Source organism: Nocardia donostiensis, assembly GCF_002081715.1.
Lineage (GTDB): Bacteria > Actinomycetota > Actinomycetes > Mycobacteriales > Mycobacteriaceae > Nocardia > Nocardia donostiensis.
The window spans coordinates 268,531-286,166 of record NZ_MUKP01000001.1; the positions used below are offsets into that span (position 1 = coordinate 268,531).

Consider the following 17,636-nt stretch of genomic DNA (forward strand, 5'->3'; position numbering starts at 1 on the left):
ACGGGTCAGGGGTTGGGGGCGACGACCGACCACGGCACCGACAGCACGTTGTCACGCATCCGGCGGCGATAGTCGCGGACCGGGAAACCCTGATCGCGCAGCAGGCCCGCCGCGGCCCGCCACCGTGCCCGTGGCCCGAATGTCGCCAACGGCGCGGCATGCGCCCAGGCGCGGTCGGCGGCGGTGAGCAGCGCGTGCACGGGTTCGCCGGGCACATTGCGGTGGATCAGGGCTTTCGGTAGCCGTTCGGCGATATCGGAGGGGCGTTCCACGGTGAACGGGTCCCAGGCCAGGGTGAGCGACTGCGGGCCGGTGCGGTCGAGCAGCACCCACGCGCAGCGGCGGCCCAGCTCGTCACAGGTGCCTTCCACCAGCAGACCGCCCGGCGCGAGCCCGGAACAGATGGTCGCCCACGCTTCGGGCACCGCGTCCTCCGGGTATTGGCGGAGCACGTTGAACGCCCGCACCAGCATCGGGCGCAACCCGGCCAGTTCGAACCCGCCGCGAGCGAAGGTGACGCCGTCGCGATCGGGAACCACGCGGGCCGGATCGATCTCCAGGCCCACCACCCGCACATCGGGCCGGACCGTGCGCAACCTGGCGGCCAGTTCCAGGGTTGTCCACGGGCTGGCCCCGTAACCGAGGTCGACGACGAGCGGGTCCACGGCAGCGCGCAGCCGGGAGCCGACCAGATCGTCGTGGACGAGTCTGCGGTCGCTGCGGCGCAGTCGGTTGATTCCGGTGGTGCCTCTGGTGATGGTTCCGATCGGGGTGTTCAGCTGGCGGGTTTGTGCTCGTCCAGCCACTTCTGGGTTACTTCGGCTTCGGCGCGGAACAGTTCCACCAGGTTCACCAGCATCAGCTGTTCCAGCCGTGGGCCGACCATCGGGAGGAAAACTTTCGCTTGCGAGGAAATACGCAGGGTGCAGCCGGTGTCGGTGGGGAACAACCGCATGGTGCCGTTGAGGCTGCCCGGCCCGGCCGGGATGGACGCCGAGTATTTGCCTTCGACCTCCGGCCCGAACGGCCCGAAGCTTTCCTTGCGGGTGATCACCATGTCCTTGCGCATCACGGTCTGCGCGATTTCGGGCAGGGTTTCGCGCGGCAGGATGTGGTGGGTCACCACCTCGATACCGTCTTCGCTCGCGTCGAGGCTGACCACCTCGTTCGGAGAGTACTTCCGCATCTCCTCGATCCGGGCTTCCCAATAATCCCGGTTCGACAGCGCCGCGTACACCTCTTTGGTGGTGTACAGCGGGTAGCGGGCGGAGTAGTCCAATCGGCGAGCCATGGGCCGTTACGATACCGCGACCTGTATCGCGGCTGTTGGGTGCGCCGGTGCGTTCAGTGTTCGGCGATCCAGGTGTTGGTGAACTCGGTCTCCTCGGCGAGCAGCTCGCTGAGCCGTTCGGCGATCGCGGTTTCGATCTTGCCGCCGAACAGCGGGATCTTCACCTCGACCGTGCCGTCGATGGTCGCGACCGAACCGTCACCTTCATCGACCAGGGCGATACTGCCGTGCACCTCGGCCGGTGCGCCCTCGACCCGCGCCGCGAAGGTCCCGGAATTACCGTCCCAGGTTTCGGTGCGCGGAATCACCACGTCTCCGGGGCGGACCGCGGTGATCGCGCTGGGCAGCAGTTCGGCGGCAATGGTCTGCACCATCTCGATCCGCGCCTGGTCACCATGCGCGGTGACCGACTCCAGCCGGGCGTTGGGGCCACCGACCGCTTCGATGCGGTCTTTCCAGTACTGCTCGTCGGAGATGGCGGCGCGCACAGCGGCAGCCGGATGGGAGTAGCGAGCCGTGTACGCCAAGGGTGTAGCCATGACCGCACACGCTACCGTTTCCGGGTGCGAACTTCTCGGTTGGTGCCCTCGGAGCAGCTGCGCGACCTGTTGGCCGGAACGGGTGCGCTGATTCGCGAATCCGTGCCGCTCGCAGAACTGACCACACTGCGGGTCGGCGGCCCCGCCACCATCGCTGAATGCACGACCACCGACACCCTGATCGCCACCGTGCGCACCCTCGACACCGCCGGTGTCCCGGTGCTGCTGCTCGCGGGCGGCTCGAACCTGCTGATCGCCGACGCCGATGTGCCCGGCGTCGTGGTGCGGGTGGCCACGAGTGAGGTGCGGATCGGGTCTGACAGTGTGGTCGCCGAGGCGGGCGCGAACTGGGACGGGGTGGTTGCGGCGACGGTGGACGCCGGTTTCGGCGGGCTGGAATGCCTGTCCGGGATTCCCGGGTCGGCGGGCGCGACGCCGGTGCAGAACGTCGGCGCGTACGGAGTCGAGGTCGCTCAACTGCTGCTGCGGGTGCAGCTGCTGGACCGGAACACCGGCCAGGTCCGCTGGGTGGAACCAGCCGAACTGGGGTTCGGATACCGGACCAGCGTGCTCAAACGCGAGATCGCATCCCCCGGCTCGTCGGTCGCGGATTACGCCGACGAGGTGCACCCTCACTCGGTTGTCCTCGCGGTCGAGTTCACGCTCGACCCGTCCGGCGCCAGCGCCCCGCTCCGTTACCGCGAACTCGCGACCACTCTCGACGCCGCGGAGGGCGAATCCCGCCCCGCAGCGCAGGTCCGTGCCGCAGTGCTCGGCCTGCGGGCGCGCAAAGGGATGGTCCTCGACCCCACCGACCACGACACCTGGAGCGCGGGCTCTTTCTTCACCAACCCGGTAGTCGCCGAGACAGACATCGATCGGGTGCTCGCGGCGATCCGAGCACACGTCGGCGACGTCGCAATCCCCACCTATCCTGCCCCCGACGGCGTGAAACTTTCCGCAGGTTGGCTCATCGAACGCGCAGGCTTCGCCAAAGGCTTCCCCGCCCCGTCCGCCCCAGCCCGCCTGTCGACCAAACACACCCTCGCTCTCACCAACCGAGGCGAAGCGTCCGCCGCCGACATCATCGACCTCGCCCGCACCGTCCGCGACGGTGTAGCAGAACGGTTCGGTGTCCACTTGGTCCCGGAACCGGTCACCGTCGGAGTCCGGCTGTAAGGAGCGCCGAAGCGCGTCGGCCCGCTACGTGGCGACAAATGCCGGCATCCGACATGAGAAGACGAACGAGGCCACTATGTCGAAGCCGCAATACCCGACTTCCCACTTCTCCCAAGCGAACCCGGCTGGGGCCGGCCAGGGAAATGTGGTGGCATTGTTGCGGGCGGTTGCCGACACGATCGAAAGCCTGGGGGATGTCACGGTGCAAGATCTGGTTCTGCACACCGACGTGACTGCGGATGGTCCGTGGTCGTCGATAACTGTCTATTACTCCGATGAGCCGAGTCAGGAGTAACCGCCTGGGCACACCAAGCGTCGCATCTGGCCATAACTGCCGTCAGGAAAGGGCGGCGATCAGCTCTCGGCACGCATCCTCGCAGCGGCGGCAGGCTTCGGCGCAGATTTGGCAGTGTTCGTGTTGTTCGGCGTGGCGTCGGCATTCGGCGCGGCAGGCTCGGCAGGAGGCGGCGCAGGCTTCGAGGATGGCGCGGGTCAGGTGGGTGTCGTAGCCGGTGTGCCGGGATAGGACGCGGCCGGTGGTGTCGCAGATGTCGGCGCAGTCCAGGTTGGTGCGGATGCAGACGACCAGCTCTTGAACGGTTCGTTCGCTGAGGCAGGCGTCCGCGCAGGCCGTGCACACTTGCGCGCAGGAGGAACATTCCTCGATACAGCGGATCAGGGCGCGTCGCGCCGGTTCGCTCATATCCAGTGGATAGGTTTCCAGCATCTCGGCCGCGTGGGTCATCGGGTCGCTCCTAACCTTCTCGGGGTGGGCTACCTGCGACTTACCCGCCGAGCGACGCCGAACACCTGCGGCGATGCGCGCCGGTGCTAATCGGTAGGAAGCGCCGCCCGCATGGCTTGCGCGGCGGCAGTCGGTTCATAGCCGTCGGGGACGCCGTCGACCATGATGATGTCGCCCTCGATATGCCGGGAGCGAAGCGGTGCGATCTCCCGGTAGGCGGGGGAGTCCCACCAGGCGCGAGCCTCGTCGATACCTGGAAAGCCGATCATCACGACATGCCCAGGCCAGCTGCCCTCCTTCACCTCGTGCTGGGTGGCGTGGACGAGGTAGCGACCGCCGTGCGGTTGGAAGGTTCCGGGGAGGCGTTCTATGTATTCGGCGATATCCGGGTGCGGAGCGGCCTCTTGCAGGTGGGCGATGACATAGGCGGGCATAGCGTCCTCGTGATCGATCGAGCCGGTAATGACATCACCGTACCGACTGGCTCGCATATCGATTCGCGTACAACGTCGTCGGTGCGGGCGCTGATCCCGGGAACACCGGTTTCGCGCGCGTAGATTCGGAGAAGTGAGTAAACGAGCGAGTGTGCGTGGGTCGGCTGCCGTGGCAGCGGTGCTGCTCGTGGTGGTGGCGTTGGTCGTAGGCTGCGGTAGCGGACCCGAGGAACCGGATGCACCGGTCGCGAAGGTCGAGATGACTCCTGGCGCCGGGGATTCGGGGGTCAACCCGGTGGACCCGATTTCGGTGTCGGTCGAGCAGGGCACCATCACCCAGATCACCTTGACCAACGCCAATGGCAGGCAGGTGCAGGGGGAGATGTCGCCGGATAAACGCACCTATCGGATTACCGAGCCTCTCGGCTACGACTCCCAATACACCTGGACCGGTGTCGCGACCGGCACCGACGGCAAACCGGTCCCGATCGACGGCACGTTCACCACGCTCGCCCCGGAAACCCAGGTCGCTGCGACCGTGAATATCGGCGACGGTCAGGAAGTCGGTATCGCCGCCCCGATCGTTCTGCGTTTCGATGCGCCGATCCGTGACAAGGCCGCTGTCGAGAAGGCGCTCACCGTCACCACCGAACCGCCCACCGAGGGTGCGTGGGCGTGGTTCCCCGACGAGAACGGTTCCCGCGTGCATTGGCGGCCGAAGGAATATTGGGTTCCCGGCACGAAAGTGCATATGTCCGCAAAGCTCTACGGCCTCGACATGGGCGAGGGCGAATACGGCGCGGCCGACCTGACCAGCGATTTCCGTATCGGCCGCAGTCAGATCGTGAAAGCCCACGCACCCAGCCATCGTATGCAGGTGATACGCGACGGCGTCACCATCTTCGATTTCCCGGTCAGTTACGGCCAGGGCAATGAGGCCCGTAATGTCACCCGTTCCGGTATTCACGTGGTGACCGAGAAATACGAGGACTTCATGATGTCCAACCCGCCGTATTACGAGAATGTGCGGGAACGCTGGGCGGTTCGCATCTCCAACAATGGTGAATTCATTCACGCAAACCCGGCGTCGCTGTCGTCGCAGGGTGCAGCCAACGTCACCAACGGCTGTATCAATTTGTCTCCCGCTGATGCGCAAGCGTATTTCCCGACCGCCCTGTACGGCGATCCGGTAGAAGTCACCGGGACCTCGATCCCGTTGTCGGCTGCCGATGGTCACCTCTACGACTGGACCATCGACTGGAACACCTGGCGCGGCATGTCGGCGCTGGCGGACGAACCGGCTCCCGCGGTTTCGGCTACGCCGCTGCCGCCCCAGCCTGCGGGAGTGCGGTGATCGGCACACACGTACCGCGATGCCGCAGTGTGCCTAATGCGACCAGTTGGAAAATATATCGTCGTAAAATTTTTCGGTGGATTCTCTCATCTTAGGCCACCGGTTCCCGTCTGCCTCGAGTTCTCTGGCCAATGTTGCACGGGCTTCTTCCCAGGAAATCTTTCCGTCTACTATCTGCTGATACAGGTCGGCGGAGTGGTTGGGGTATTTCTGCTGCATCCCCGATACTATATTCGGTCCGTTGTTCTGATGTATTTCGTGGAAAACTTTGGCGGACAGCAGCTCGCTATGCGCTTCATCTTGGTATCTCTTGAACACATGCTGCTGTACCCATTCTTCTCTGCTCATCCCGGGTTCGGGGGGAGTGTAATCCCATTCGAACCTGCCGTCATACGCATGACCGGACTCATGAGCCAACTGCGCTATGACTTCCTCTGGGTTGTCTTTATAATTCGAGTCGATACCTATTATCTTTTGCGATGCCATGGTATAAGCGCCTGCGTCGTAATCGATGGTCCACCCGTCGGCGTATAGTTCACGCAGCGTCTTCTGCAGAGTTGGTGATTTATTCGCCAGCTCATCGACTTCTGCGCCCAGTCCCGTTTCCACCGGCGGCTGGTCGTTCTCGGACCCGACGAGGTCGTCGGCTCCCTGCTCCTGCCAGATGACGTAACCGGCTACTGCCGCCGGAGCCAACGCTACGGCCCCGGTATACAGCCACGCCTTCCGAACAGTGTGGTCGCCCTGGTTGCTCGCCGCTTTGACAGCGCGGGCAGAGGAGCGCACTCGAGCGACCTTCCTCATATCGCCGCCGACCACTTTTGCTTCGCCACGGAACGCTGTGGACAACCGGGTGGTCAACCCACGAAGAACAGAACTCATACGCATGAGGAAAGCCTTTGAACGCTGGACCGCCACCGCTCCAGGGCACCCGTCGATGTCCATCTGAACCGAACGGTTCGATCGAATGATCGGCCTGGGCGGATTTTACACTGCAGCAAGGAATTACACCGTGGATTCGCTATAACTCACTTCGGCAGCGCATCGCTCTCGACGTCCGCCCGCTGCCTGCTGTATGGATTCGCCGGTCCAGGCTCGTTCACCTGAGCTCGGACCGGCGATGGATGCCGCGCAGGCACGGCTTTGGCGCAAAGCTGGGTATCGGCCGGTTATGTGGTGCCGGCGGGGTTGTCGATGACGTACCGCCAGCTCCCGTCTGCTTGCCTGCGGACTATGTCGGTGGCGGTGCCGGTGAGGTCGATGGTGTGCCCGTCCGGGGACGTTCCGGATATGGACCAGTCGACGATGAGCAAGGCGATATCCCCCGCCTGGTATGCGTGCCGCAGACGCGCTCGGAGCGGGACACCGAAACTACGCAGGTGATCGAGGGCGGCGGCGCGGTTCGGGCCGGTCATCGGTGTGCCAGGTGCGGGTACCAGTACCGCTTCTGGTTCGTACAGCTCGTTCAGCGCGGCGGTGTCGGCGTTGTTGAACAGGTCGACCCAGCGTTCGATATGGGTTGCAAGCGCCGAATGGATATCGGCTCCCGACATGGACGTTACGCCGGAGGTAGAGGCCGAAAAGGAAGCGGTGCCGGAATTCGGCTGAGCGTCATGAATGTTCTGCATGACCCCAAAAGCATAACATTGCCACTCTTCTCGGCTCTCGTGGAGCAGTCGCAAAGACTTGCCGCCCGCTTGCCCTGGCTTACGGGACCCGCTTCGGGTGTTCGGTGCGGGCCGGGCTGGATAGGCTGCCATGGTCGGGGCAGCTCCCTGGGCTACTGAGTAACTGCTCCGCCGCCCTGCTGATCGAGAGCTCGCTGCATTGCCGCGACGCATCGCTGGATCTGCACCTGACCCGGCAGGTGGACTTGGCCGAAGATTCGTTGTCGCTGCATCTCGAAGGGGACGACGACGAATTGCGGTTGATCGGTAAAGAACGATGCGGTCTTCAGCTTGCGTCCCGAGTTGCCTGCTTTGAATTCTCGGTTAGCGATGAAGAGTTCGAGCAGGACGTTGCCGCACCATGCGTCGACCCGGAAAAGGGCGTCGGCCAGCGGGTGACAGAGGAGCGGGAGCCCGTGTTCTCGTAGTGATGCGATGACGTAGAGCTCGCGCAAGAACGAGTAGTAGAAGATTCCAAGGCGCCATCGCATCGCATTACGTGCTTGCGCATGGGTGAAGCCATGAGCTTGGGCTTCTCCGACCTTGGCCTGGGCTGGTTCCCATAGCCACTGTCTCACCTCCGCGCCTCGAGCCCATTCTTGGAATTCATCCCATGTGAAGACACTCTTGTGCTCTTCGAGCATGAGGTGGAAGAGATGCGTGAACGCGAAGTCGGGGTACCAATTCTTGATCAGATCGACTCCGAGCGCTTCCTGCTGGTCGACCGAGCCGAGGGAGTGTGAGGTCCCCAGACGGAGGATGTCATCGGCGGCAAGGGTGTAGGGAGTACTCGTCACATGAGAGAGCACAGTGCGGGTGACATGTTCCCGGTTGGAACGGCTTTGCCACACCTCGAGCGCGTTCCTGGCGATTCGTCCTTCTGACGTGAAGTGTTGTACAACCTCGGTGCCGCTAGTGGAAGGCATCCGCATCACTCAACCCACACATTCGCTCTCGTTTGCTGAAAACGGCAACACCATAGGCCTGACCCCTGACAGAGTTCGTTCGTTCAGCTCGGGTGTAGATCCCGAGCGCACTTCGTTGTGTCGTTGATGCAGAGGGGTGGTCGGGGATTTCGAGGTCAGCTGGTCTCGAAGTCGGGTTGCGGGACCGGTTCACTCGGGCGTGGCGGGAACTCGTCGGTGTCGTGCACGAGCCAGCGAAAGAACGCCACGATATGGCTGTTGACGTTCGAGTCAACCTGTTCGACTGCCAGTCTCACCCGCTGTCGCAGCTCAGGGTCGGCGCGATAAATCGCGGCGGGGTAGCGGTGCTGGCTGGGCATCCTTCAACTATGCCACAGGTGGATATCCACTGACGGGTGCGCTATCGTGGGTGGATATCCACCCACTACCTGGGGAGATGCGATGAGCGTGGCTCGCTGGCAAGGATCCGAAATGGGAATCCAGCAGGTTGTCGGAGAGGTCGGCTAGTGTTTCACGGCGTGGACGCACGGACATTGACGGTGATCGACCTGTTCGCAGGTTGCGGTGGTATGACCTCGGGGTTCGTGGCGGCGAAAGACTACGAGCCGGTGATGGCGGTGGAGTTCAACTTCGAGGCCGCGGCGACATATGCGGCGAACTTCGGGGAGTCGCACACCCGCTTCGCCGACATTGCTGACATCCCAGACGGGGATATCCCAGAAGTCGACGTGATTATCGGGGGCCCACCATGTCAGGGGTTCTCCAACCTCGGGTCGAAGAACGTCGACGACCCGCGTAATAAGCTGTGGAAGGAGTACATCCGCTTCGTCCGCCACGCTCGCCCTAAGGTCTTCGTCATCGAGAACGTGGACCGCTTCTTCTCTTCGAGTGAGTTTGCTTTGCTCAAAGCAGAGGTACGACCGGGCGGCTTGCTCGAGGGGTATCACCTCGAGGCGGGGTTCCTGTTGGCGGCGGATTTCGGTGTACCGCAGCGGCGTAAACGAACTATTGTGATCGGCTCGCGCATCGGTAAGATCCCGCTGCCCATGCCCACCCACAACCCGCCGGGCGCTATGGGGGGCCAGCCGTCCTGGCACACAACCCGCGACGTGTTAGCTGGTTTGCCTGAGGTGCCTCCCACCAGGGAGCTACCCGATTCCTGGGCTCAAGTCTTTGGTGAGCGGGTGCGCGGAGTCTTCAAGACGACAGAACTGCACATCGGCCGCAATCCGACCCAGCTGTCTCTGGATCGGTACCGGCATATTCCGCCCGGCGGCGGTCGGTTCAACTTGCCGGATCACCTCCTATCGCGGTGCTGGAGGGAGAAGAAGACCGGTACCACTGACGTGATGGGACGGATGCAGTGGGATATGCCGTCGTTGACCATCCGTACCGAGTTCTATAAGCCGGAAAAGGGGCAGTACCTGCACCCGCAGTGGGAGCGTGACGATCCGAAGCGCAGCGTGGACCGTCCGATTACCCATTTCGAGGCTGCACGGTTGCAAAGTTTTGCTGACTCGTTCGGATGGTGTGGCAGCAAGATCGAGATTGCTCGGCAGATCGGAAATGCGGTCCCGCCGATGCTGGCCGAGGCAATCGCGCATCACCTCAAGCCATACCTATACGGCACAGCAGGCAGGGCCGGGGGGCTTGCGTCTCTGCCCTGCCGGTTGTGCAGTAGCCATCAGTAGCGAATCGAGGGAAGGGGCGCCGTCGGTTCGTCGCTTTCGGTCACCGCATACCGGTCCCCGGCGATCAGCGCGGTGGGGCGGTCGTTGGTGCCATCAGGAACGCGGACTAGCCGCACAGCGATGAAGTTCCCCTTTGGGGGTACAGGTAGCTCCAGGGCTTGCGCAATTTTCGGGCTGTCGTTCTGATGTCCTAGAACGGCAATGCCCTCTCGGCTCAACACCTTTCGTGCGTCACGGCATCGCTTCATCCCATCTTGCTGCATGGCAACTGTGACTGCAGTATTGCGGTCGATCAGCACACCTCGCACGTGGCGCAGCAACTCGTTGATGCGCTTTTGCCCAGAGCCGGCTCCGAAGATCGTCTCTCGGGTGGCGATGGGTAGCGAGAGCAGGAGATTGGGGGGTAAAGCTGCGTCTCGGAACAGCCAGGTGATGGAAGTTTTGGCGCTCTTGGTCAGGGTCTTCTTCCCGTCCTGGTTCGAGCCCTTATTGAGTAGCTCGGGTCGGATACGGATAAGCCCGACATCGAAGATGCGCTTACGATCGTTCGCATGCAGTAGTAGGCAGATATGGTTCAGTGCTTCACGCGGAATCGCCCAGTCTCCGCGCAGTGAGAATTTCGCGTCCACATCGTGGCCTTGCACCTTGTAGTCCATGCGATCACCGGGCGGCAGTTCGAATGCGGCGCGGACAACAATCTCGACCTTCGTACCGAGGTAGGTCTTCTCGGTCTTACTCAGCTCCTCGATATCGAACCGGCCGGTCCGCTGGCCGTCCAGAACCTCGTCGAGAGACTGACGGAAGACGTCCGCAAATCGCCTCTCTAGGTTTTCCTGTCCGCGGAACCACTCGACCACCTCGGCCAACTCGGCATCATCGGTAGTAGTTGCCTGAAGCGACGTTGCGTCTGCCTGCACGGACATGTTGAACAGTGCCCCTATTTCGTTCACCGAAAGAATGTAGCCCGAGTGCCGCTCGACGTGAGAGCAAGGCGTTGCTGCCCTCTCACCGAGCAGACACCCCTCCTACAACGCGGGCAGCGGCTTTCAGCGCGGAACTTGTTTCGGGCGCCCGATGAGTGGGGGGTGGGTAGGCTGCCATGGTCGGTGACTACAGCGAAGGGGGCAGCGTGTCCTACAGGTCCAGGGTTCGGCGGGGGATCGGGGTGTTGGTTGCGGCGGGGTTCGTGGTGGCCGGGTGCGGTGGGGAGACCGGGGGGACGGCTGAGCCGGAGCAGGCTTCGCAGGTGAGTGCGAGTGGAGAGGCTTCGGTGGGCGAGACCAGTGCGCCGGAGACCAGCAGCAGTGAGGAAGCGCTGTGGGATCCGTGTGGGTTGCCGGAGTCTGCGTTGACCGAAACCGGCATGGTTCCTGCGTCCGAGGAGGCCGGTATCGGCAGTGTCGACTGGACTGATGCGGGGTGGAAGGTCTGCAAATGGAAAGCGACGGCAGGCTGGTACTCGTTGACTGTCTTCTCTGGCACGCCGTCATTGGCAGATGTTCAGGCCAGAACCGACTTCAAGGATTTTCGTCCGAAGACCAGCGGCTCTCGTCAAGCCGTCCAGTTCCTCCAAGCTGGCTCCTCTGAGGACCTCCGCTGTCATCTAGCGGTCGAATTGCAGCAAGGAACAGCCATATTTACTGTTACTGCGCGAGCTTCCATTGGTGCGCAGGAAGATCCGTGTGTGGTTGTTGGTCGGCACGCGACCGACCTGGCCGTGCACCTGCCCGAATAGAAGGGGGATGACGTGGAGATCATGGGCGCTGATCCGAAGCAGTGGCGGCGGCTACTGGATAGTGCGAATGCAGGGGAGTTGACCTTGGACCCCGCCGTAAGCGAGGGGCTGGACAAGGCATGCGATACCTATCTTGCGCAGTTGGAGGAGATCTACGAGGCTTCTCTGGATGTTGCGGTTGTGGATGGTTTCGGCCCCTTTCCCTCAGGGCAAGCGTTGAAGGAGAAATTCTCCCTGAAAGGGAGTGGAACTCCGCAGTCGATCGACGCAATTCTCAGAGAACACATCGAGACCGTCAAATTAATCAAGCAGGTCGTCGCCAAGTCGATCGCCAATGCACAGGCGGTGGATGAGTCGACGGGGCAGGCGATTACGAAGACTGGGCCCGACCAGTAGCAACTCGGGAGCAGCGCGCAGACCGGATGAGTCGGCCTTCGGTGCCGCCTGAACTACCGCCCGCTCGAAGGCCGATGTTCGATCAGGTGCTCCTCGCTACCTAGCTGGGCGAGACCAAGACTGAAGCGGCCCCGTGCCACTCGAGCCCGGGGCCGCTCGTGGATCAGGAGCGCTGGAAGGCTCCGCGTGTTACGCCAGCGGTGAAGGCTTCCCACTCAGTCGGGCTGAATACCAGGGCAGGGCCGGTCGGGTTCTTCGAGTCGCGGACACCTACAACGCCCGCATCGAGGAAGGCGACTTCGACACACTCTCTGGAACCGTCGCTTCGGCTGCTCTTGAACCACTTTGCACCGGAAAGATCAAGATTCACGGTAGAAACCCCTTCGCTACCTGGCGGAGCACAGTCCTGGAAGCTACGTCATCCAATGCAGCGTCCAGGAACATCTTGTGAGCCTCATGGTACCGGCGAACGTTGTCGGGTTTCTCAAGATACAGACTGCCCGCGAGATTTTCTATGTAGACAACGGGTGGTTCTACCGGTCCGCGTTGTTGCTCTTGGCCAAAGCCAAGAATGACGAACTGGCCGGAAGCCGCCCCGCCTGGAAGTCCAGCGCGAAAGGGCAGTACCCGAACAGAGATGTTCTCGCGCGTACTCATGTCGGCCAGGTGCCTGAGCTGACCTGCCATGACTTTGCCATCGCCAATGACACGATGCAAAACTGTTTCGTGTAGCACCAGATCCACCGACGTTGGTTGCCTGCGGCGAGTGATTATCAGCTGGCGATGCTGCCGCATCCTCACGCGGCGTTCATGATCTGCATCGGACTCATCGGGGTGGTCCGCGCGGACGAGCACACGGGTGTAGTCGGGTGTCTGCAATATCCCTGGCACCAGCTCGACGTGATACGAGGTGAATGTTTGAGCTGCTGCCTCCAACCCCATGTAGACGTCGAAGTCGGCTGGGATCAGGTCGCCGAACTCATGCCACCAACTCTTCACATTCGCTTGCTGCGCAAGGCCGCAGAATGCTTCGGTCAGCTTCTCCGGCACCCCGTACAGTTCACACGCAGCCTCCACGTCGCGAATCTTGACGCGCCCGTTGAGTCCTCGTTCCAAGCGTTGCAAACTGCTTGACCCCATTTGAAGTAGCTCAGCGGCGCGGACCTGGCTGAGCCCCGCACGGGTGCGCCAGTCCATCAGGTAGCGGCCCAGTTGTCGCCGCGGCAGTGTTGATCCGTTGTCCTGCAAGGTTCCTCCCCTGTTCGGGTGGGCCGGTGCGGCCCGTTTCGGGTGGAGCTTGGCGGCTGTCGCGGGCGGTGTTATGGGACTTTGCTCGACTTTTCGTGACCTGATCGTTTCCGCGCACGCCTCAACTCCGGCGGATGTTTCCTCGACATGCGCTCAACGCGCGAACCCCGCCGAGAAAACTACCAGCTACCAAGACATTTCGGAGCGTTCCAGGAAATACAGGCGAAAGACTTCATAACAGCTGATCGATGGCGACCAGCAGCTCATGCTTGCCCGGAGCCGGTCGCCGCCGATGCCACCCGGGAACTGTTCTCGTTCCACTACAGTTCGAACGGCCACTACGGATGTTTCGGTGGCCATTACGGGTTGGAAAGACAGCGGTGATACCTCCAGCGAAACTGTTCGCCGAGGTGGCGGGACGAATCGTCGGCGCGCTCGAGCATGCGCGGTTCGCTGTGGGAGAGCGCATCAATGCGGTGACGCGGCAGATGCGGCGGGCGCAAAAGGACCTGAAGAACGCCGATCGGCTGCCAGGAGCGGAAGGCACGGCCGCGCGGACCAAGCAGGTCGGGGACGGGGTCGAGCATCCGGCGTCGCGGGGAATCTCCTTCTCCGCGGCAATGCGTTCACGCGAGTCACGCGAGATGGATGCCACGCTGTCGAAGCTGGCGAGCGATGTGTACAACCCGCCTGGTACGGATCGGATAGATGGGTTCATCCGCCTCGACAGAGCCGAACTGGAGCGAGTGGGTATACCGGTAGAAGCATTGAACGATCGGGCCAGTGGCCTGACCGCAGCACTGTACCGCGACGAACAGGGGCGTCACGTGCTCGCCTTCGCAGGCACCGACGAACGCAGCTGGAAAAGCTGGAAAGCCAACCTGTATCAGGGGGCGGGGCTTCGGGCGCAGCAGTATGTGCTGGCAGGCCGTCTGGGCAAACTGGTCCGTGCCGCATTCGGTAATGAGCTGGTGCTGACCGGTCATTCTCTCGGCGGCGGTCTGGCCGCCACCGCGGCACTGAAATCGGGTGCGCCCGCAGTGACGTTCAACGCGGCCGGACTAACGGACCGAACCATCCGCGGTCTCGGATTGGAACCCGAGAACGCCAGGAAGTACGCGGCCGCCGGGAATGTGCGCAACTACATCGTGGCGGGCGATCCGCTGACCGGAATTCAGGAGGCCCACCGCGCCCGCCGCTCGACGATCGGCGGAATCGCCGGAGGTCTCATCGGCTCCGCGATGGGCGGGGCCGTCGGTGGCTCGGTCGGCCGGGCCACGGGCAGCGTGGCGGGACGTGGGATCGGTGGTGTCGTCGGCGCGGCGATCGGCGGTTCGGCCGGGGCAACGGTCACCGCAGGCGGGCTGGCGCGCGTACAACCCGCCCTCGGCGCGAGAATAGACCTGCCCGACCCGTTTTCGCCGGAGGAGTACAGCGGACGATTTTCTCGTGCGTTGGAACTGCACAGGATGACCGGTGTTCAGCGGGCACTAGAGGACACACGGCCTTGGTCGAAACCACCGCCCGACGGCTGAGGAAGGACCCGCAATGGCCACACCGTTCGACGGCACCGCCGCCCAGGATTGCGCGACGGCGATCGCGGCGCACGACGATAGCCGCCTCGGCCGCGCGCTCGCCGCAGGCACCGACCCGAACGCCACCGGCGACGAAGGGATCACGCTGCTGCACTGGGCGGTAGTGAACCGAGCCGACCAAGCCTGCCTCGTGCTGCTCGACGCAGGCGCCGACCCGCACCGACCCGACAACGACGGCGACACCCCGGTGCACTACGCGGCGACAATCGACGACCCCGCATGCCTCACGGCCCTACTCACCCGGCACGCCGACCCGAATGCGCCGAACCCGCGCACCGGCCGAACCCCGCTCCTGGAAGCGGTATTGCGGCAACGGGACGCGAACACCCACCTCCTACTCGGTGCCGCCGCGAACCCGAACAGCGCCGACCGGACCGGCGAGCTGCCGCTGCACACCGCCGCGCAACTCGACCAACACGCCATCGTGCTGGCCCTGCTGGAGGCGGGCGCCGACCCCACAGCAAGCAACGCGCAGGGCGTCACCTTCCAGCGCTACCTGTTCATGACCCCGGCCATGCTGCAACCGGCATCCGTGCGAGCAGAAATCGAGCGGATCATCGCCTGGCTGGAGGAACACGACGTCCCCGTCGAGGACGGGTGAACGCCACAACGGTCGTTCCTCCTCTCAGATCGGTACCCCCAGCGGTACATGGGAGGTGGCGATGCGGTGTATCAGTCTGGCCCCGGTGCGTGCGGTGCGGTTGTCGATATCGAGTTCCGGGTTGAGTTCGGCGATATCGGCGACCGCCAGTTTGCCGCTGGTGCTCACCCGATCGCAGACGCGTTGGATGGTTTCGACCGGTACCCCATAGGCGGCCGGTGCGCTGACACCGGGGGCGACGGCTGCCGGTAGCACATCGAGATCGATGGTGAGGTAGACGAGATCGACGTCGTCGAGGAAATCGTCGACGAACCGGTCGACTTCGGCGCGGTCGGCGATGCCGCAACGATCGTCGGGGAGGTAGCGCACGCCGAGACGGTGGGCGGTGTCGAAGAGAGCGGTGGTGTTGCTCGGTTGGCTGATGCCGAGCACGGAGTAGCGGTAGCTCGTTCCCGCGTCCGTCTCTTTCTCGGCCAGCTGCCGGAATGGGGTTCCGGAGCTGGGAATCGGGTCGCCGCGCAGGTCGAAGTGGGCGTCGAGATTGAGGATGCCCAGGCGCGGGAAACGTTGCCGCAACCGGGATGCGGCCACCCCCTGATAGGTGCCGAAGGCGACCTCGTGTCCTCCGCCGAGAACGATCGGGAGCCGACCCGCATCGAGAGCAGCGGTGACGGCGCGGCCGAGCGCGGCTTGCCCGGCCTCTAGTTCCGTGCCGACGGTGACGGTGCCCGCATCCGAGAGCGGTATCCGCTGATCCAGCGCCATGGAGGCCAGTGCCGCCCGGAGCGCGGCGGGGCCTGCGGCGGCGCCGCGCCTGCCTTTGTTGCGGGCGACACCTTCGTCGCTGGCGAATCCGATGAGGACGCTGCCGCTGCCGGGTTCCGGGGTGTACGGGGTGATCGCGTGATGCCAGCGCAGATGCTCATCGCCTGGCCCGTCGGTGCGGCCGCTCCAGGGCTGTGGTGGGGTGTCCACTTCGATCTCGTAGCTCATACCGTCTCCGTTTCGGGGGTGCACCGCACGCCGTCCTTCCATACGCCCCCGACCAGCGGCACCCCGGGCCGGTAGGCGAGATGCAGGTGGGTGGGTGCGTCGAGCGCAACGGCGTCGGCTCGGGCACCGATACCGAGGGTGCCCACGTCGGTACGGCGCAGGGCCGCGGCGCCGCCCGCGGTCGCCGCCCAGACGGCCTCGTCGGGCGTCATATGCATATCGCGGACCGCGATCGCGATGCAGAAGGGAAGGCTGGTGGTGTAGCTGGTGCCCGGGTTGCAGTCGGCGCCGAGGGCGACCGTGACGCCCGCGTCGAGCAGGGCGCGCGCGTCGGGGTATTTGTTGCGGGTGCAGAAGTCGGCGCCGGGCAGCAGCGTGGCCACGGTCGAACTGCCCGCGAGCGCGTCGATGTCGGCGCGCGTCACGTATGTGACGTGGTCGACGGAGGCCGCGCCCATCTCCACGGCCAGCCGCACGCCGGGGCCTTCGCCGAGTTGGTTGCCGTGCACGCGGGGGATCAGGCCCCGCGCCACACCCGCGTTCAGCACGGCGTGGGCCTGCTCGCGGTTGAACGCTCCCCGCTCGCAGAACACGTCGATCCACTTGGCGTGCGGGGCGCACGCGTCGATCATCTCGTCGCACACCATCGCCACATAGTCGTCGGCCCGGCCTGCGTACTCGGGTGGCGGCACGTGCGCGGCCAGCAGGGTCACCTCGTCGGTGAATTGCCCGGCTATTTCTGCGCTGCGCAGTTCGTCCCGGGTGCGCTGCCCGTAGCCGGTTTTGCATTCGACGGTGGTGCTGCCCGAACGTAGCGACTCGTTCATCAGCCGCCGGACATTGTCGGCGAGCTGATCGTCGGTCGCCGCGCGGGTGGCTTCGATGGTGGTGCGGATTCCGCCCGCCCCGTACTTTTCGCCCGACATGCGTGCCGCGAACTCCGCGGCGCGGTCCCCGGCGAAGACCAGATGCGAATGACTCTCGACGAACCCGGGCAGCACCGTACGCCCGCCGAGGTCGTGTGCGGTGTCTGCTGCGGGGGCGTCGCGCGCGTCGCCGACCCAGGCCACCACGCCGTCTTCGAAGACGACCGCCGCGTCGTGCCGGAGCCCAAGCATCCCTTCGCCAAGGCCGGGATCGTTGGTGACGAGGGTGCCGATATTGGTCAGTGCGGTGGTGCGGGGACCGGTCGTGGTCACGTACGGGCTCCTTGCTGCGTGTCGGTAGGGGCAGTGGGTGGGA

At 64.0% G+C, this 17,636-nt stretch carries 22 protein-coding genes; 8 read left to right on the forward strand and 14 right to left on the reverse strand.

The features are described 5' to 3' along the window. Nucleotides 1–5: 5 nt before the first annotated feature. Genes B0T44_RS01310 through B0T44_RS01320 form a run of 3 tightly spaced genes read right to left on the reverse strand, consistent with a single transcriptional unit; the run spans nucleotide 6 to nucleotide 1,830 of the window. Nucleotides 6–806 (reverse strand): class I SAM-dependent methyltransferase, encoded by an 801-nt coding sequence (locus B0T44_RS01310; protein WP_245839237.1) that lies wholly within the window; start codon nucleotides 804–806, stop codon nucleotides 6–8. Next, nucleotides 776–1,291 (reverse strand): DUF2505 domain-containing protein, encoded by a 516-nt coding sequence (locus B0T44_RS01315; RefSeq protein ID WP_077118240.1) that lies wholly within the window; start codon nucleotides 1,289–1,291, stop codon nucleotides 776–778. Before B0T44_RS01315 ends, B0T44_RS01310 begins: the two co-directional genes overlap by 31 nt. Before the next feature lie 53 nt (nucleotides 1,292–1,344). Continuing rightward, on the reverse strand, nucleotides 1,345–1,830 hold the full coding sequence (locus B0T44_RS01320) for a DUF2505 domain-containing protein (RefSeq protein WP_077118238.1): 486 nt from the start codon (nucleotides 1,828–1,830) through the stop codon (nucleotides 1,345–1,347). 39 nt (nucleotides 1,831–1,869) lie between these two features. Here B0T44_RS01320 and B0T44_RS01325 point away from each other — a divergent pair, with 39 nt between their 5' ends. Beyond that, entirely contained in the window at nucleotides 1,870–3,009 is a 1,140-nt protein-coding gene (locus B0T44_RS01325) for a UDP-N-acetylmuramate dehydrogenase (protein WP_245839254.1), read from the forward strand. A 76-nt stretch (nucleotides 3,010–3,085) separates the two neighbouring features. Next, nucleotides 3,086–3,304 (forward strand): hypothetical protein, encoded by a 219-nt coding sequence (locus B0T44_RS01330; protein ID WP_077118524.1) that lies wholly within the window; start codon nucleotides 3,086–3,088, stop codon nucleotides 3,302–3,304. Between the two features lie 42 nt (nucleotides 3,305–3,346). Here B0T44_RS01330 and B0T44_RS01335 read toward each other — a convergent pair whose 3' ends face one another. Next, complete coding sequence (locus B0T44_RS01335) at nucleotides 3,347–3,754, reverse strand: four-helix bundle copper-binding protein (protein WP_077118236.1); 408 nt, start codon at nucleotides 3,752–3,754, stop codon at nucleotides 3,347–3,349. 86 nt (nucleotides 3,755–3,840) lie between these two features. Beyond that, a complete protein-coding gene (locus B0T44_RS01340; protein ID WP_245839239.1) occupies nucleotides 3,841–4,245 on the reverse strand; it encodes a DUF1330 domain-containing protein in 405 nt (134 codons plus the stop codon). A 76-nt stretch (nucleotides 4,246–4,321) separates the two neighbouring features. Between B0T44_RS01340 and B0T44_RS01345 the strand changes: the two genes are divergently transcribed. Next, nucleotides 4,322–5,542, forward strand: coding sequence for a L,D-transpeptidase (locus B0T44_RS01345; protein ID WP_077118234.1), 1,221 nt, complete (start codon nucleotides 4,322–4,324; stop codon nucleotides 5,540–5,542). A gap of 33 nt (nucleotides 5,543–5,575) precedes the next feature. On the opposite strand, the gene B0T44_RS01350 is transcribed toward B0T44_RS01345, so the two are convergent. The 4 genes from B0T44_RS01350 to B0T44_RS01365 all read right to left on the reverse strand — a co-directional run bounded on the left by B0T44_RS01350 (nucleotide 5,576) and on the right by B0T44_RS01365 (nucleotide 8,494). Then, complete coding sequence (locus B0T44_RS01350) at nucleotides 5,576–6,424, reverse strand: hypothetical protein (protein WP_139347883.1); 849 nt, start codon at nucleotides 6,422–6,424, stop codon at nucleotides 5,576–5,578. A gap of 287 nt (nucleotides 6,425–6,711) precedes the next feature. Then, nucleotides 6,712–7,170, reverse strand: coding sequence for a YybH family protein (locus B0T44_RS01355; RefSeq protein ID WP_217697517.1), 459 nt, complete (start codon nucleotides 7,168–7,170; stop codon nucleotides 6,712–6,714). Nucleotides 7,171–7,322: 152 nt separating this feature from the next. Next, entirely contained in the window at nucleotides 7,323–8,135 is an 813-nt protein-coding gene (locus B0T44_RS01360) for a hypothetical protein (RefSeq protein ID WP_139347882.1), read from the reverse strand. A 155-nt stretch (nucleotides 8,136–8,290) separates the two neighbouring features. Then, nucleotides 8,291–8,494: a hypothetical protein gene (locus B0T44_RS01365; protein WP_077118226.1), complete on the reverse strand. Its 204-nt coding sequence runs from the start codon at nucleotides 8,492–8,494 to the stop codon at nucleotides 8,291–8,293. 159 nt (nucleotides 8,495–8,653) lie between these two features. Between B0T44_RS01365 and B0T44_RS01370 the strand changes: the two genes are divergently transcribed. Next, nucleotides 8,654–9,826: a DNA cytosine methyltransferase gene (locus B0T44_RS01370; RefSeq protein ID WP_245839241.1), complete on the forward strand. Its 1,173-nt coding sequence runs from the start codon at nucleotides 8,654–8,656 to the stop codon at nucleotides 9,824–9,826. On the opposite strand, the gene B0T44_RS01375 is transcribed toward B0T44_RS01370, so the two are convergent. After that, nucleotides 9,820–10,776 (reverse strand): NaeI family type II restriction endonuclease, encoded by a 957-nt coding sequence (locus B0T44_RS01375; RefSeq protein ID WP_139347881.1) that lies wholly within the window; start codon nucleotides 10,774–10,776, stop codon nucleotides 9,820–9,822. The two genes, B0T44_RS01370 and B0T44_RS01375, sit on opposite strands and share 7 nt — an antisense overlap. Nucleotides 10,777–10,925: 149 nt before the next feature. Here B0T44_RS01375 and B0T44_RS01380 point away from each other — a divergent pair, with 149 nt between their 5' ends. Continuing rightward, nucleotides 10,926–11,561 (forward strand): DUF3558 domain-containing protein, encoded by a 636-nt coding sequence (locus B0T44_RS01380; RefSeq protein ID WP_077118224.1) that lies wholly within the window; start codon nucleotides 10,926–10,928, stop codon nucleotides 11,559–11,561. A gap of 12 nt (nucleotides 11,562–11,573) precedes the next feature. Then, the gene (locus B0T44_RS01385) at nucleotides 11,574–11,957 is read left to right on the forward strand and encodes a hypothetical protein (RefSeq protein ID WP_438269005.1); all 384 of its coding nucleotides are present in this window, start codon (nucleotides 11,574–11,576) and stop codon (nucleotides 11,955–11,957) included. Nucleotides 11,958–12,120: 163 nt separating this feature from the next. Here the strand turns inward: B0T44_RS01385 and B0T44_RS01390 are convergent, their stop codons facing one another. Both B0T44_RS01390 and B0T44_RS01395 read right to left on the reverse strand, forming a co-directional pair. Beyond that, nucleotides 12,121–12,327 carry a DUF397 domain-containing protein gene (locus tag B0T44_RS01390; protein WP_077118222.1) on the reverse strand — a complete coding sequence of 69 codons (207 nt, stop codon included), beginning with the start codon at nucleotides 12,325–12,327 and terminating at the stop codon, nucleotides 12,121–12,123. Continuing rightward, complete coding sequence (locus B0T44_RS01395; protein WP_077118220.1) at nucleotides 12,324–13,205, reverse strand: helix-turn-helix domain-containing protein; 882 nt, start codon at nucleotides 13,203–13,205, stop codon at nucleotides 12,324–12,326. Before B0T44_RS01395 ends, B0T44_RS01390 begins: the two co-directional genes overlap by 4 nt. A gap of 380 nt (nucleotides 13,206–13,585) precedes the next feature. Here B0T44_RS01395 and B0T44_RS01400 point away from each other — a divergent pair, with 380 nt between their 5' ends. Both B0T44_RS01400 and B0T44_RS01405 read left to right on the forward strand, forming a co-directional pair. Beyond that, complete coding sequence (locus B0T44_RS01400) at nucleotides 13,586–14,740, forward strand: Tle-like phospholipase domain-containing protein (RefSeq protein WP_077118218.1); 1,155 nt, start codon at nucleotides 13,586–13,588, stop codon at nucleotides 14,738–14,740. 13 nt (nucleotides 14,741–14,753) lie between these two features. Further along, nucleotides 14,754–15,401 carry an ankyrin repeat domain-containing protein gene (locus B0T44_RS01405; RefSeq protein ID WP_077118216.1) on the forward strand — a complete coding sequence of 216 codons (648 nt, stop codon included), beginning with the start codon at nucleotides 14,754–14,756 and terminating at the stop codon, nucleotides 15,399–15,401. A 24-nt stretch (nucleotides 15,402–15,425) separates the two neighbouring features. On the opposite strand, the gene hutG is transcribed toward B0T44_RS01405, so the two are convergent. Then, nucleotides 15,426–16,394: a formimidoylglutamase gene (gene hutG / locus B0T44_RS01410; protein ID WP_077118213.1), complete on the reverse strand. Its 969-nt coding sequence runs from the start codon at nucleotides 16,392–16,394 to the stop codon at nucleotides 15,426–15,428. Then, nucleotides 16,391–17,593, reverse strand: a complete 1,203-nt coding sequence (hutI, locus tag B0T44_RS01415) for an imidazolonepropionase (protein ID WP_077118212.1) — start codon at nucleotides 17,591–17,593, stop codon at nucleotides 16,391–16,393. Before hutI ends, hutG begins: the two co-directional genes overlap by 4 nt. Nucleotides 17,594–17,636: the final 43 nt, after the last annotated feature.